This is a genomic window from Nitrosovibrio sp. Nv6, assembly GCF_900110495.1.
Lineage (GTDB): Bacteria > Pseudomonadota > Gammaproteobacteria > Burkholderiales > Nitrosomonadaceae > Nitrosospira.
This window is the reverse complement of record NZ_FODX01000001.1, coordinates 868,078-881,813: the sequence shown is the minus strand read 5'-3', so window position 1 is coordinate 881,813 and position 13,736 is coordinate 868,078. Positions and strand designations below refer to the sequence as shown.

Genomic DNA, 13,736 nt, shown 5'->3' with positions numbered 1-13,736 from the left:
GGCTACTCGGCCATCATTTATGTGCCACGCTGAATCCAACTTGCTTCGGCATCTCGCCCTTCGGCTTGATACTAGATACAAGATTCACATATCCAGAGCCAAGCGTCGAGAGCGGTACGCGCGGCAGGATTCAGATCAAGGTTTTATGTGCGTCACGCCACATACTATCCTTTTCTCACCGGATATTATCTAGATTTAAAGTCGGCATCAACCGAAATCAGGAGATGAAAAATGAAAAAAAAGGGATTATTGGCAGCTTTGCTGACATTTGTGCTCGCAATTGGGATAAACACAGCAGCCACCGCTCAGGAACAGGACCCATCCAAAAACAAAGACAAGAACGATGCCCTGGCGCCGATTATCATGTTAGTGCCACCGATTTTTGCAATCGACTCGCAGCGTGCGGGCGGATGCTGGGCGCGACTTTATCCAAGTGAGAACTACAAGGGTGATGTACTTTTACTGGCAGGGCCGATCGACGTTCCCAAGGCGCGTGTGGGGGATTTCGATTGGGGTCGTAAATATGAAAGCCTTGTCGTGGGGCCGGATGCGACTCTAACGGTCTATGACAATGAGTTCTTCAAAGATAAAGTTGCGACTTTTGAACAGGGTCAACGCGCGCCCAAGCTTGATAAAAAACTCGGACTTTTTGAAAACATCCGATCGCTGACGCTTTCCTGCGCAAAGTAGTTCCCGGTACTCACGAGCAACAGTTTTTTCGCATCATTTACCTTAACCGTGGCGGTCATGATGCAATATCCTATACATGACTGTGTATCTGGCCCTACTGAATGTTTATCCCCCACAAGTGCCCTTTCGCAGAGGACTGACCGGGGGCGCTTGTTTGAGGGCATTCGTGCGGCGAGGCGTCGGCTCGCGCCAGGGGTTGGGATTTCAAGCGAACTGCGGTCGCAAGCGACGGGCTTGAGGATCAGAGGTAATGACAGACAGAGCGAACCGAGGGACGCGGCTGGCGCGGCCCGTGACAGCAGGAAGCGAAAATCGACAATTTTTTCAGAAGCGTTACCGCCGCCGGGCTGTCTTAGTTCGTTCCCAGCGGGGGTATATCCAGGTAATGCAGGCAAGCAGCAGCCAAGTGTATAAATTGGCTGCAAGATCGTCCAGCACTATTCCCAGCCCTCCTGGAATGCTTTCGGCTTGGGCGGCAGGAGGCGGTTTGAGACCATCGAGGATGCGGCTAATGAGGAAGACGGCGCCCAGCACCAGGGGTTTGCTTGCTATTGCATGGCCTATCACGGCAACCGGGAATCCTAGGAATTCATCGGCTACGATCCTTTTGTCATCCATATCTTCCAGCGTGCGGGACGCGATATCGCACACTGGTACGGCAAGTATGATCAGGCACACGGCTGCGAACAGTTGTATCCACCAAGGCCAGCGGAGGATTACCCAAGCCAGCAGGACGCCGGGCATGGCTCCAACAGTGCCAGGAAGCACAGGAGATTCTCCCAGGCCAAATCCCATCGCGAACCAGGTAATGCCCTCGCTCATAAACTACATCCTATACAGGAATACTTCTGTTGATGGTAACCCGGAACCATATTACAGGCATGCCGTGGTCGGATGAAATTCCTTAATCACCCACAGATCTGCATCTCTCACTAAGGTCGTCCAGCCCTAGTGAGAGATAGCTTAAACCTCCCAAAATTCTCTCAATAGATAGCGATTTGATTTTTGATTGATCCCGTAAGAAGGCAAAAAAGGCTAAATATCACTGAATCTTGATGCTCTGTTACCGGCCGCGATGGAATGAGCATGATCGACAGACGTTGATAACAAATATGTTATCGATAATAACCCGGCGTAATAAGGCACGCCAGCCGGGCGGTTGACAAGTCAAGTCTCCTTCGATAGTCTCATATGGTTTAGCTGGCTGACATCAGGCAGCTTGTTTCACACGATTTCGGCCTACCGGGATCTGGGTAGTCCCGCGAAAGCCTGATCAGTTTGACCATTGGCAACTTGAACTAACAGGAGGAAATACATGGAACTCAAAGGATCGAAAACCGAAGAAAACTTGAAAGCAGCTTTTGCCGGAGAATCTCAGGCCAACCGCCGTTATCTCTATTTCGCAAACAAGGCGGCTGTTGAAGGTCAGGACGATGTGGCAAACATATTCCGGACTACGGCTGAAGGGGAAACGGGGCATGCCCATGGTCATCTGGAATATCTGGAAACTTGTGGTGATCCGGCCACGGGTATGCCTTTCGGTTCATCTCGAGCCAATCTGCAAACAGCCATAGCCGGCGAAACGCATGAATATACCGATATGTATCCTGGTATGGCCAAGTCTGCGCGGGAGGAGGGTTTCGATGAAATCGCGGACTGGTTCGAGACCCTGGGCAAGGCCGAGCGGTCACACGCCAACCGTTTCCAGAAGGTATTGGATAATCTGATCGAGTAGTGTCAGCTGGAATGAGTACTTGATTCGGCGAGCAAACAGTACAAATGTCATACCCGCGGAAGCGGGTATCCAGAACGTTCAAAGCACACCCTACTGGGCTGGATTCCGGGTCAAGCCCGGAATGACGAGATTCATGGTACTTTTATGACCCGGTTGAATGCCTTGATTCGACCCGGTTGCTTTACTACTCTGACTACTCCGAGTTCCTGTTTTATTTCTCTATCCATTTTCATATAGCCATGGCCCAAGAAGGCAGCCTGGAGCCGCCAAAGCGTCATCCGATCGACTGGGAGAACCCGGATTTTTATGACGAGCCCTTGCTATTCAGCGAGATGGAGCGCGTCTTTGATATCTGCCATGGTTGCCGCCGTTGCGTAAACCTGTGCACGGCGTTTCCGCGGTTGTTTGATCTCATCGATGAGGGAACGACCGGTGAACTGGATGGGGTGGAGAAGACACAATACTGGGAGGTAGCTGACCGTTGTTATCTCTGCGACATGTGTTTCATGTCAAAATGCCCTTACGTTCCCCCGCATCCATGGAATGTTGACTTCCCGCACCTGATGCTGCGCGCCAAAGCGGTGAAGTATAAAAAGGGTAATGTTCGTTTCCGCGATAAGCTGCTTTCCAGTACCGATGCTGTCGGCAAGCTTGCCAGTATTCCAGTAGTGGTGCAGGCGGTAAATGCCATTAACAAGGCGCCTGCTGCCCGCAAGCTGATGGATAATGCGCTTGGTATTCACCGGGAGCGGAAACTGCCGGACTACGATAGCCATAAATTCCGTCCGAATGCCCGGATCAATTCATCACATGAAGTTCGTGATGGCGCCCGCACATCGGGCAAAGCGGCAATTTATTCCACCTGCTACGTCAACTATAACGAACCTGGCATAGGCCACGATTTATTGAAAATACTTGATCACAATGAAATTCCGGTATGCCTGGTGGAAAAGGAAGCCTGTTGTGGAATGCCAAAGCTGGAACTGGGCGATCTGGGTGCGGTGAAGGAACTTAAAAACAGGAATATTCCTCCGCTGGCAAAACTCGCCAGAGACGGCTATGCAATACTTACGCCTGTGCCATCATGCACGCTCATGTACAAGCAGGAATTGCCGCTCATGTTTCCTGGAGATGAGGATGTGGAAGCGGTGGCGGCGGCAATGTTCGATCCATTTGAATACCTCATGCTACGGAATCGGGACGGCCTGTTGAAGACTGATTTCAAAAAATCCCTGGGCAAGGTTTCGTACCATATTCCCTGCCATTTGAGGGTGCAAAATATCGGGCAGAAGACCAGGGACCTGCTCCAGTTGATTCCGGATACAAAAGTGAGCGTGGTGGAGCGCTGCTCCGGCCACGACGGCACCTGGGGCGTAAAAAGCGAATATTTTGCCGATTCCATGAAAATCGGCAAACCCGTGTTCAGGCAAATGGCGGCGCCCGACCCTGACTACATCAGTTCCGATTGCGCCATAGCAGGGCGCCACATTCAGCAAGGCATGGGTGAAACCATGGCGCAGAAACAGCATCCGTTGACGCTCATCCGGATTGCTTATGGACTTGACTGAAGCACTTGACTGAACGGCTGGGCGAGCAATCGACGCAGTCGAAATTTGCCTTTTATCCTGCTTATCACATTATCACAGTAAAACATCATGCCTAAGATTACCCGCGACAGTCTGATGACCCTGGAAGCTTATTCCAAAGCGCGGCAGGAATTCCGCGCCAAGGTGATGGCGCATAAAAAAAACCGCAAGGTTCATCTGGGAGAAAATGTAACGCTCATTTTCGAGGATGAATTGACGGTACGGTATCAAATTCAGGAAATGTTGCGGGTCGAAAAGATTTTTGATGAAGAAGGCATAATCGATGAGCTCGACTCATACGGCCCCCTCGTTCCGGATGGCACGAACTGGAAGGCGACCATGATGATCGAGTATCCGGACCCGATTGAGCGCGCCGCGAAGCTGGCGGAATTGATCGGCATAGAGGACAGGGTTTGGGTTAAAGTGAATGGCTCTGATCCGGTTTATGCGATTGCTGATGAGGATCTCGAGCGGGAAACCGAAGAAAAAACCTCCTCGATCCACTTCTTACGGTTCGAACTGGCTCCAGACATGATAAAGGCGCTGCGCCGGGATGCGCCCCTGAGCATGGGCATCGACCACCGCGCCTATGAAGTTCCGGCTGAAGAAGTGGCTGAGGCGGTGCGCAACGCTTTGGTTAAAGACCTCACGGTGGATTGATACGTAATGAGCAGATTCCTTGTATTGCTATGTTTCTTGCCCGCTGTCGTTTATGCCCAGCAACAAAAATTCGAGTATGAATTTGATCACGAGAGACCCTGGGTCGAGCTGCAGGCACAGCTGCCTGCCTATCCCAAGGAGGAAAATCTGCTGCAGTTCGATGCCGGCCCGGTCAGCACAAATCTTCATTACGTCGACGCCCCATCCATTACGGTGGGAGAGGACGGCGTGATACGCTTCACCCTCGTGGTCAAGTCACCCGCGGGGGCGATGAACGTGAGCTATGAGGGAATACGCTGCCAGACTGCCGAAAAGAGAACCTACGCCTTTGGCCGTAACGACGAAACCTGGATGCGGGCAAGGCTGTCGAAATGGGTTGATCTCGAAAATATTGCCCAGAACTACGCCCAGCGCGCACTCTACAGGTATTTTTTCTGTCCGCTGGGCTTCCACATGGTGAAGGATGCGGATGAGGCTATTGATGCATTGAAAGCGGGCGTCCACCCTAGGGCGGTTCGGTATTAGGTATAGATGAGTGGAGGCCAGGCCTCATCCCCGAGTTACCCCTGCAGACTTTCGGTTATGTGTAGACAATAGTCTTGCAGATTATTTGGCAGGTCATTCGGGCAAATCCCGCATTGCCGGTTCCCCGGCACGGCGTAATCGATAAACTTCGGCGGCGGCAAATCGAGGTTTGCCATGATCTGCTCGAATTCCTCCAGAGTATGGCTGATTCCCAAGCGGGGATTACGCTTCTTTTCCTGCGCAATGGAGGAAACCCGTTTGTCGTTATAGTCATGCGCGGGATATACCAGATAGTCATCCGGCAAGGAAAACAGTTTTTCCCTTACGCTCTTGAACAAGGTTCTCGCATCCCCGTTCTGGAAGTCGGTGCGGCCGCATCCATCGATGAGTAAAGCATCCCCGGTAAATACCCGTTCATTGCATAGGTAAGCAAAGTGTCCATCGGTATGCCCGGGCGTGTGCAGCGGCTGCAATGTTATGCTCCCTATCTGGAGGAGCTTGCCTTCTTCGATGCCAAAATCCGTGCAGGGTAGCCGGTCGAAAGCAGGCCCGGCGATTCTGCTGCCTGCCTGCTTTTTCAGCTCGAGCGCCGCGGTGATGTGATCTGCGTGGATATGCGTTTCCACACTATAGGCCAATGTCAGCCCAAGGCGTTGTACCTCGCCCAGATCGCGCTCCAATGAAGTAATTACCGGATCAATCAACAAGGCCTGCCCGGTTTCCTCGCACCCAAGCAGATAGGTGTAAGTGCTGGATAAAGGCTCGAATAGCTGGCGAAATATCATTGCGCCCCTTCTTATCCTGTTATTGCCGCCGCGCAGTATGAACGCGAAGTGGAAACAGCGGCAGCAGCCCGTGGCCCATCCCTGTCTTGCACCCCGGATTCTACTTTCTCACCGCGCTCGCTCATAAAGCGTCTTCGAGCGCATTCCCAGGCGGCAATACCCAAGGATGGGGCCCGGCAGTTCGCTGACAAGCATTTTGAATTGAGCGACGTGCGCGTCATTTATCTGTCCTGGCACGACCGGCAGGTAACCGAATTCGAGGCCCAGTTTTTTTGCTTCCGACTCGAGTAGATTGTGATCCGGATGCGTGCCGCCATCCTCATTATCCGGCCGGTTGCAAATCACGCTCTTGAAACCGGCCGCTTTGATCTCAATCAGATCTTCAGTGCTGATCTGCGGACTGGTCGAAAAATTATTATCAATCGTAGTGAGCGGCTTCATTGAAAATTCCTCAGAGTAATATCAGACAACGTAAATATTCTACGTCAGTGTTCCTTACAGCAGAACCAGGTTATCCCTATGGATGAGCTCGGGTTCCCCTATGTAACCCAGGATAGCCTCGATTTCGGTGCTTGCTCGCCGCAGAATTCGCCGGGTTTCCGCAGCATTGTAATTAACGAGGCCCCGCGCGATTTCTTTTCCGCGGGGATCAAGGCAGCCAACGACCTCTCCACGTTCGAAATTACCGCTGACGTTTACCACGCCTATCGACAGAAGGCTTTTGCCGCCGCCCGCAAGTGCTTCCACCGCTCCTTCGTCCAGCATGACATTTCCGCGTATTTGGAGGTGATCCGCAAGCCATTGCTTGCGGGCGGCCAGCGTCATGGTTTCCGCCAGCAGTTGCGTGCCAATCATCTCTCCCTGAGCGAGACGAATCAGGACGTCAGTCTCATGTCCAGACGCGATCACGGTGTGGGCGCCGCTGCGAGCGGCGCGTTTGGCGGCCATTACCTTGGTCAGCATGCCGCCGCGGCCTATATCGCTTCCGGCGCCGCCTGCCATGGCTTCGATCGCAGGATCACCAGCCCTGGCTTCCTCCACCAGTCTAGCCTGCATGTCCTTGCGCGGATCGGCAGTAAATAATCCACCTTGATCCGTGAGAATCACCAGTGCATCCGCCTCTATCAGATTGGTTACCAATGCGGCGAGGGTATCGTTATCGCCAAAACGGATTTCATCGGTTGCTACCGTGTCGTTTTCATTGATGACTGGAATTACATTCAGGCTTAGCAGTGTGATCAGTGTCGAGCGGGCGTTAAGATACCGCTTTCGGTCGGACAAGTCCTCGTGGGTGAGCAGTATCTGCGCTGCATGCATTTCGTGGCGGCGAAAACAGCTTTCATAAGCCTGTACCAGCCCCATCTGCCCGACTGCGGCAGCGGCCTGTAGCTCGTGCAGTGCATGAGGGCGTTTTTTCCATTTCAGGCGCTGCATGCCTTCTGCTATTGCGCCTGAAGAGACCAGCACGACCTCCTTGCCCATTTTCTTGAGTTGGGCAATCTGCTCAGCCCAGCGTGCGAGCGCGGCGTGGTCAAGCCCCTGTCCCTGGTTGGTGACGAGACTGCTGCCAACCTTGATAACGATTCGGCCCGACTGTTTTAAGATAGGTTCCATATCTGATTCTGCACGATGAGTACGCGGCTCACGCTCTGGCTTCTGCATACTCCGGATCATTTCGAGTGTGGAACATTGGGCTGGCAACAAGAATCTGGTCAAACCAGGCAGACAATCAAATGGGAAATCACGTGGGGGAAGTGAATAGTATAAGCCCTGCCATTCCCTTTATAAAGACGGCTTCGAACGAAAGGGCAAGCTGGACGGTGACAACCATGATTTCTCTACAATTGCATAGCAGATCGGCGTCAGTATCAGGCTGGCAGTCATGCCAACTAACAGGCCAACGGTTAAGGAGAGGGTCATCGGGACCAGAAACTGGGCCTGCTCACTGGTTTCCAGCAGAATGGGGAGAAACCCGACAAAGTTGGTGAGGAAAGCCAAAAGGATGGGCCGAAAGCGAGCGGTACAGGCTTCGAGGATGAGTGTTGCCACCGGCTGACCCGTGCTTTCGCGTTTCTGGACATAATCCAGCAGCACAAGGCTATCATTCACTACTACACCGCTGGCGGCAATCATGCCGACCAGGGATTCCATGGACAGCGGCAAACCGATCAGCCAGTGCGCCCACACTGCGCCGCTCCAGGCAACGGGCGCGCCCAGCAGGAAGATCAGCGGCTTGACATAGGAACGAAATGGAATCGCTATCAAAGCATAGATTACTGTCAAAGCGGCAGCGGTAAACAATACGAGCGTCCGGGCAGTGTCCTCCTGCTCCTGGCGTTCTTCACCGATATTGACATCCAGTCCGGGAAACTGCCGCTTTATCTCCGGGATTTCTTCCGCTGCCAGACCGGCATAAATCGCATTGACGTCTGTCATCCTGGGGTCGACCTGCGCCTGGATTTTCAGGATGCGCTGCCGACTCTGGCGGAGGAGCTTTGCTTGTCCTGGCATCAGATCAATGTCGGCGAGGGTCCCCAAAGGGGCGTGTCCCCCATTCGGCAGGCGAATCGGAAGGTTCTGCAGATCATCCAGAGACTGTCTTTCATTTCGAGGCAGTCGCACCATCACCTTGACTTCATTTCGCCCTCTTTGAAACCGGTGCACCTCATCGCCGTAATAGGCATGCCGCATTTGTTCGGCGAGGTCTTCCAGGCGCACCCCCAGGCGTTCGGCTTCAGGCTTCGCGCGGAGACGAACTTCCGGTTTTCCGGGTTCGGCGGAATCCACCACATCATATACACCCGGATAGCCCACCAGCTTTTGTTTGAGCTGTGCTACGGCCGAGCTCAAAACTGCTGAATCGGAATGGCCCAGATCGAATTCAATGTCGTAGGGAAGATCGCCTTCCTTATAGAGGAAATCAATCTTGGCGCGGCCAATATCGCCGATACGCTTGCGCCATTCCCTGATGAAATCCTCGACGACGATATGCCGCCGTCCTGCTGGCGACAATTCGGTCCAGAAACCGGCGCTGTGCTCCGAGATTATCGTTTCTATACCAACGATCACGCTTTGTTGAATGTCCGGATCCTGAACCCTGGCTTTTCTGTCGACTTCGTCCCGGATTTCCAGCAGTGACCGTTCCACTTTTTCCGCGATCCTGCGGGTTTCGCTGTACGGTGTATCTTGAGGTAATTTCAGATAGACCCAGAAGCTGCCTTTTGTCACGTCTGCCTGCAAGGAAAGCCGGACATGACCTCCTGCTACCAGCGCGGCAGCCAGCATCAGCAGCGTGGCAAAAGCGGCAATGGTGAGATAACGCCAGGAGAGGGCTTTTTCGAGTAACGGCTCATAAACCCGGTGAATAAAATTCTGCAAACCATTGTTAAGAGACCCGCGCAGCCGCATAAGCGTAGGGGATGAGGCAGGTTTTGAGGGCACAGCCAGATGAGCGGGCAAGATCAGGAGTGCTTCAACGAGGGAAAATACCAGGGTCAGAATCATCACCAGACAGATCGGCCTCATCATCTGGCCCGCCCATCCGGGCAGGAACAGGCCGGGCAGGAAGGCGACAAGGGCGATCATCACAGCCAGGACAACCGGCAGGGCAACCTCGCGGGCGCCTGAAACGGCGGCCTCGAGATATGCCAGATTCCTCAGAGTTCCAGCCATAAAAGACGACTCCTTGCCGGATTCCGGCGAGCCGGCCGCGTCCACCGCTTCCTGTTTTGCATAAATGGATTCCCCGATGATAATGGCATCGTCCACCAGAATTCCCATAGCCAGCAGGAAACCGAATAACGACAGCATGTTAAGGGACACATCCAGCACCGGCATCAACCAGAAAGCGCCGAATATCGAGGTAAGAATCCCTATGCCAGCCCAGATGGCCACCTTGAGATCGAGGAATAGAGTCAGTATGAGGCAAACCAGCACGAAGCCGGTCAGCCCATCCTCAAGCAAGGTTCCGATGCGTTCCTCATATGCCTGGGAGTCGTCCCACCAAGTGGTCAGTCCCACCCCCCGCGGCAGTTCCGCCTTCTTTTCCGCTACATAAGCCTTGACCCGCCTCGCCACTTCGACGGTATCTTTTTCAGCATGAATTTCCCAGCCTTGCGCCGTTTCCCCGTTATGATGCCATTCCGACAGGCGCTCTTCCAGACCATCCTTGATGATTGCCACATCGCGAAGCAGTATCCGGCTGCCATCAGCATTGGTGCGAACTACCAGGTTTCCCGCTGAAACGTTATCCTGGGCCTTGCCTTTGACGCGAAGCAAGAGTTCGCCCATCGGATTCTTCATGACTCCACCAGGCAGATCTATCGAAGCGCGCCGGACTGTCTCGGTAACCTCATTCAGCGATATACCGTATTGGCGCAGCCGTTCCGAAGAGACCTCGATAGCGAGCTCGTAAGGCAGATCGTAATAATTGTGTGCGCGGGTAACACCGGGGATTTGCGATAATTCACCCTGAATTCGATCACTGAGGCGCTTGAGAGTAAGTTGATCGGTAGGGCCATGGAGCGCCACCCATATCACGCCATCGTCACCAATTCGGTTTGCAGGCTGTACGTCTATTTTTTCCAGACCCTTTGGCAGACGCTGTACGGCTTGTACTCGCCCGCGCACTGCATTCATGACCTGATCCTTATTGTAACTTGGCAATACCGCCAGCTTGATGGTGCACTCACCCTCGATAATTTCCGAATTCAGCCGCTTTACACCCGGTAAATCGTAGATTGCCTCCTCGATCCGGATGCAAACTGACTCCTCGATTTCCAGCGGCCCCGCTCCGGGATAAGTTGCCTTGACCTCGATCTGATGGGGCATGAAACGGGGAAATACTTCCTTGTCCATCAGCACCAAGCTGCCGGCTCCACCAAGCAGTATCAGCCACATCAGCAGATTGGCGGCAACCGGATTGCCGGCAAACCAGGCAATTGGCCCGGATGAAGGCGAAGCGGAGGTCATTTTCTTCACTTGAAGAAATACCCGCTGAGCAAACCGGGCGGGGATAGCGGGAAAGGAAAATGCCTCATGGCGTTCCGCCGGCGATGGATGTGGCCGTTGCGGCCTTTTCAAATTTTTGCTCTGGCCTTGCAGCCTGAATCTTCACCTTCATGCCTTCAATCGGTATCTCGATTCCGGCAATCACCACACGATCGCCGGTGTTCAGGCCACTTTTTACCAGGATACGATCCGGCTCGTTGCGCAGGATGTCGAGGCGGCGAATATGCAGTCGGTCTTCCGCGTCGACCCACAATGCCTCTCGCGCGCCATTGACAGCGCCCGGCGGTAGTACAAATACATCCGATTGTTCTCGTCCTTCGATTTCCGCCTTAACGAATAATCCCGGCATGAGCGGTGGCTGACCTGCTTCTCCTGCATAAGGATTACTTATCTCGGCCACTGCGTGAAGCAGCCCGGTTTCCTCATCCAGCGCTCCCTCGGCACGGACGATGCGGCCTTCCCAACGCCGCACGGCGCCGGCTACCTCTGCGCTCAAGATGACTTTCGGACCTGTTTCCGGTTTGCTGTTGCGATGGTCCAGGAGGAGATCGAGATATGCCAGCTGATCGGTAGCAAGCGGCAGACGCACCTGGGCGACATCAATGGCATAAAGACGCGCGAGTTTTTCGCCGGGCTGAACGTATTGCCCGAGACCGATATGTTTGTTCCGCACTCTTCCGGCAAACGGCGCACGCCACTCGCACCGGCTACGCTGCAACCGAGCCTTGATCAGATCGGCTTGCGCAGCTTTCAATTTGGCGCGGGCCTCCGCCAATTGCGGCTCGCGCAGGGTCAACGGTGTGGGTTGTCCTTCGCCAAGAACCTTCCATTCGTTGCGCGCCTGCTCCGCCTGGGCTTCTTCCATGGCAACTTGGCGCTCGGCTTCGGCGATCCGGGCAAGCGCCTCCGCGATTGCGTATTCATAATCGCGCGGATCCACCGTGATCAATATATCGCCGGCTTCGAAAAATCCCCCCGCCACGAGGCTGGGGTGGAGTCGGATGATTTGTCCCGCCACCTCGGGCACCAGGTCGATCTCGGTACGCGGCACGACTACGCCCTGTGATTGGATGTTGAGCCTAAGCGTCCGGGGCTCGACGCTGATTACCTGCACCAGAGGCGTTTCACTCCCTGGTAACTCGGATTTTGCTTGTGGGCGATGAACGACAATTGCCCATGAAATACTGATGCCGGCCAGCACGACAAGAATGGGAATAATAACTTTGAGTATGCCTTTGCTTGTCAAATTTTCCAGCAGGCTTTTATTTTTCAAATCCCGCCTCCCAATGCCAGAAAAAGATTGATTCGATTGCTGAGAAGTTGCCGTTTGACGGATAGATGAGCACTCTGCGCAATCAGGGTACTACGATAACTGTCCAGCAATGTAAGGATTTCGATATATCCTAGCTGGTAGGAATAGACCGCCAGTTTGCGGCTGGCTTCAGTTTGCTCAACGGCTTTTCGCAAAGCCTTTTCCTCTTCCCGCAACCACTCATCCGCGGCAAGTACCTGCTCCACCTCCCTGAAGGCGTTAAGTGCCGCATCCTTGTATAGATTAAGCGCTTGCTCGGCTTGAGCTTTATTAAGCTGAATCTCGCCCTGAATTCGCCCTCCGGTGAACACTGGTTGGACTAAGCCAATAATCACGTTCCACGCCAATGCCCGGGGGTCGACCAGGTCGGTCAACGCGGTGCTGCGCATTCCTCCAGCAGCAGTCAGCGCAACACGAGGCAGCAATAATTTCCTCGTGCCTTGCAGGCGTGAGTCGGCCGATCGCAGGCGATCAAATGCCGCGACAAGATCGGGCCGTCTTTCCAACAGTTCTGAAGGCAGTCCGGCGGGCATACTGGGAGGAGGCTCCGGTAGTTCGTATGTTTCCGGCAGCGCTCCGGTCGGATAGCGCCCCAGCAGAACCTCAAGCCCGCGCGTAATTATCTGGATCCGGTTGCGTGACTGGGTGAGTTCAGCTTCCGCAGTGGCAAGATCCGTCAGCGCGAGACGCACATCGAGCGCTTTTGTCAAACCGCGTGCGAAGCGTCCCCGTACCAGGTCGACAATAATACCCCGGTCCTTCACCGATTGCTCGGCCACAGCCGCTTGCAGCCTGGCTTCGGCCAACTCGAAATAGCCCTGCGCCACCCGGGCGGCAAGAGACAGACGGGCGCCATGAAAATCGGCTGCCGTCGCATCCGCCTCTCTTATGGCGGCTGTCTTCAAGTCGTTTATTCGTCCCCAGACATCCAGCTCCCAACTCAGGCTGAATACGGCCTCAAAAACGCTGAAGCGTGCCGAACCGAATCCCGCATTACGAATCTGAGCGTGCTGGTAACCCGGAACCAGGAAAAGCTGGGGCCAGCGTGCGGCCCCCTCGATGCGGGCCTGGGCTACCGCAGCCTTTACCCGCGCTGCCGCGGCCTTCAGTTCAAAGTTCTCCTCCAGCGCGCTATTTACCAGCGCGCTCAGGCTGGGGTCTCCAAATGTTTCGACCCAGTTCTCGGGTGCGGGTTGAGGGGATTCGCTACTCGCACGCCACCGGTCTGGTATTGCGGCTCCCACATTTTCAGCGTGCCGTTGCGGCGCCGTTTTGCAACCCCCGAGACCAACCAGGAAGATCGAAATAAGGCTTATCGCAATTATCTTTGGCATTTCGCCTAGGCGGATTTTGAGAAGGATACGATAGCGATATTCCCCGTCAGTAAACATTTTATCCGCAACACTTCTGTTCGCAACTCCTGCGAACTGGCG

General features: G+C 54.2%; 12 protein-coding genes. 5 read left to right on the top strand and 7 right to left on the bottom strand.

Annotated features, from left to right (window positions below; translation table 11 throughout):
• The first annotated feature begins 231 nt into the window (after nt 1-231).
• Nucleotides 232-690, top strand: coding sequence for a hypothetical protein (locus BMX66_RS04180; protein WP_090878641.1), 459 nt, complete (start codon nt 232-234; stop codon nt 688-690).
• A gap of 333 nt (nt 691-1,023) precedes the next feature.
• Here BMX66_RS04180 and BMX66_RS04175 read toward each other — a convergent pair whose 3' ends face one another.
• Entirely contained in the window at nt 1,024-1,512 is a 489-nt protein-coding gene (locus BMX66_RS04175) for a phosphatidylglycerophosphatase A family protein (RefSeq protein ID WP_090878639.1), read from the bottom strand.
• A gap of 493 nt (nt 1,513-2,005) precedes the next feature.
• Between BMX66_RS04175 and BMX66_RS04170 the strand changes: the two genes are divergently transcribed.
• From BMX66_RS04170 to BMX66_RS04155, 4 genes are all read left to right on the top strand, one after another.
• Nucleotides 2,006-2,425, top strand: a complete 420-nt coding sequence (locus BMX66_RS04170; protein ID WP_090878637.1) for a rubrerythrin family protein — start codon at nt 2,006-2,008, stop codon at nt 2,423-2,425.
• A gap of 239 nt (nt 2,426-2,664) precedes the next feature.
• Entirely contained in the window at nt 2,665-3,993 is a 1,329-nt protein-coding gene (locus tag BMX66_RS04165) for a heterodisulfide reductase-related iron-sulfur binding cluster (protein ID WP_090878635.1), read from the top strand.
• 87 nt (nt 3,994-4,080) lie between these two features.
• Nucleotides 4,081-4,671 (top strand): DUF3501 family protein, encoded by a 591-nt coding sequence (locus BMX66_RS04160; RefSeq protein ID WP_090878633.1) that lies wholly within the window; start codon nt 4,081-4,083, stop codon nt 4,669-4,671.
• 6 nt (nt 4,672-4,677) lie between these two features.
• On the top strand, nt 4,678-5,196 hold the full coding sequence (locus BMX66_RS04155; RefSeq protein ID WP_090878631.1) for a CNP1-like family protein: 519 nt from the start codon (nt 4,678-4,680) through the stop codon (nt 5,194-5,196).
• 35 nt (nt 5,197-5,231) lie between these two features.
• Here the strand turns inward: BMX66_RS04155 and BMX66_RS04150 are convergent, their stop codons facing one another.
• The 6 genes from BMX66_RS04150 to BMX66_RS04125 form a co-directional block, all read right to left on the bottom strand.
• The gene (locus BMX66_RS04150) at nt 5,232-5,981 is read right to left on the bottom strand and encodes an MBL fold metallo-hydrolase (protein ID WP_090878629.1); all 750 of its coding nucleotides are present in this window, start codon (nt 5,979-5,981) and stop codon (nt 5,232-5,234) included.
• Nucleotides 5,982-6,089: 108 nt separating this feature from the next.
• Nucleotides 6,090-6,422, bottom strand: a complete 333-nt coding sequence (locus tag BMX66_RS04145; protein ID WP_090878627.1) for a protein tyrosine phosphatase family protein — start codon at nt 6,420-6,422, stop codon at nt 6,090-6,092.
• A gap of 54 nt (nt 6,423-6,476) precedes the next feature.
• A complete protein-coding gene (gene proB / locus BMX66_RS04140) occupies nt 6,477-7,595 on the bottom strand; it encodes a glutamate 5-kinase (protein ID WP_090878625.1) in 1,119 nt (372 codons plus the stop codon).
• A 168-nt stretch (nt 7,596-7,763) separates the two neighbouring features.
• On the bottom strand, nt 7,764-11,063 hold the full coding sequence (locus BMX66_RS04135) for an efflux RND transporter permease subunit (RefSeq protein WP_255398804.1): 3,300 nt from the start codon (nt 11,061-11,063) through the stop codon (nt 7,764-7,766).
• On the bottom strand, nt 11,017-12,264 hold the full coding sequence (locus BMX66_RS04130; RefSeq protein WP_255398803.1) for an efflux RND transporter periplasmic adaptor subunit: 1,248 nt from the start codon (nt 12,262-12,264) through the stop codon (nt 11,017-11,019). The genes BMX66_RS04135 and BMX66_RS04130 overlap by 47 nt, the downstream gene beginning before the upstream one ends.
• Nucleotides 12,261-13,637, bottom strand: coding sequence for an efflux transporter outer membrane subunit (locus BMX66_RS04125; protein ID WP_090879834.1), 1,377 nt, complete (start codon nt 13,635-13,637; stop codon nt 12,261-12,263). Before BMX66_RS04125 ends, BMX66_RS04130 begins: the two co-directional genes overlap by 4 nt.
• Nucleotides 13,638-13,736: the final 99 nt, after the last annotated feature.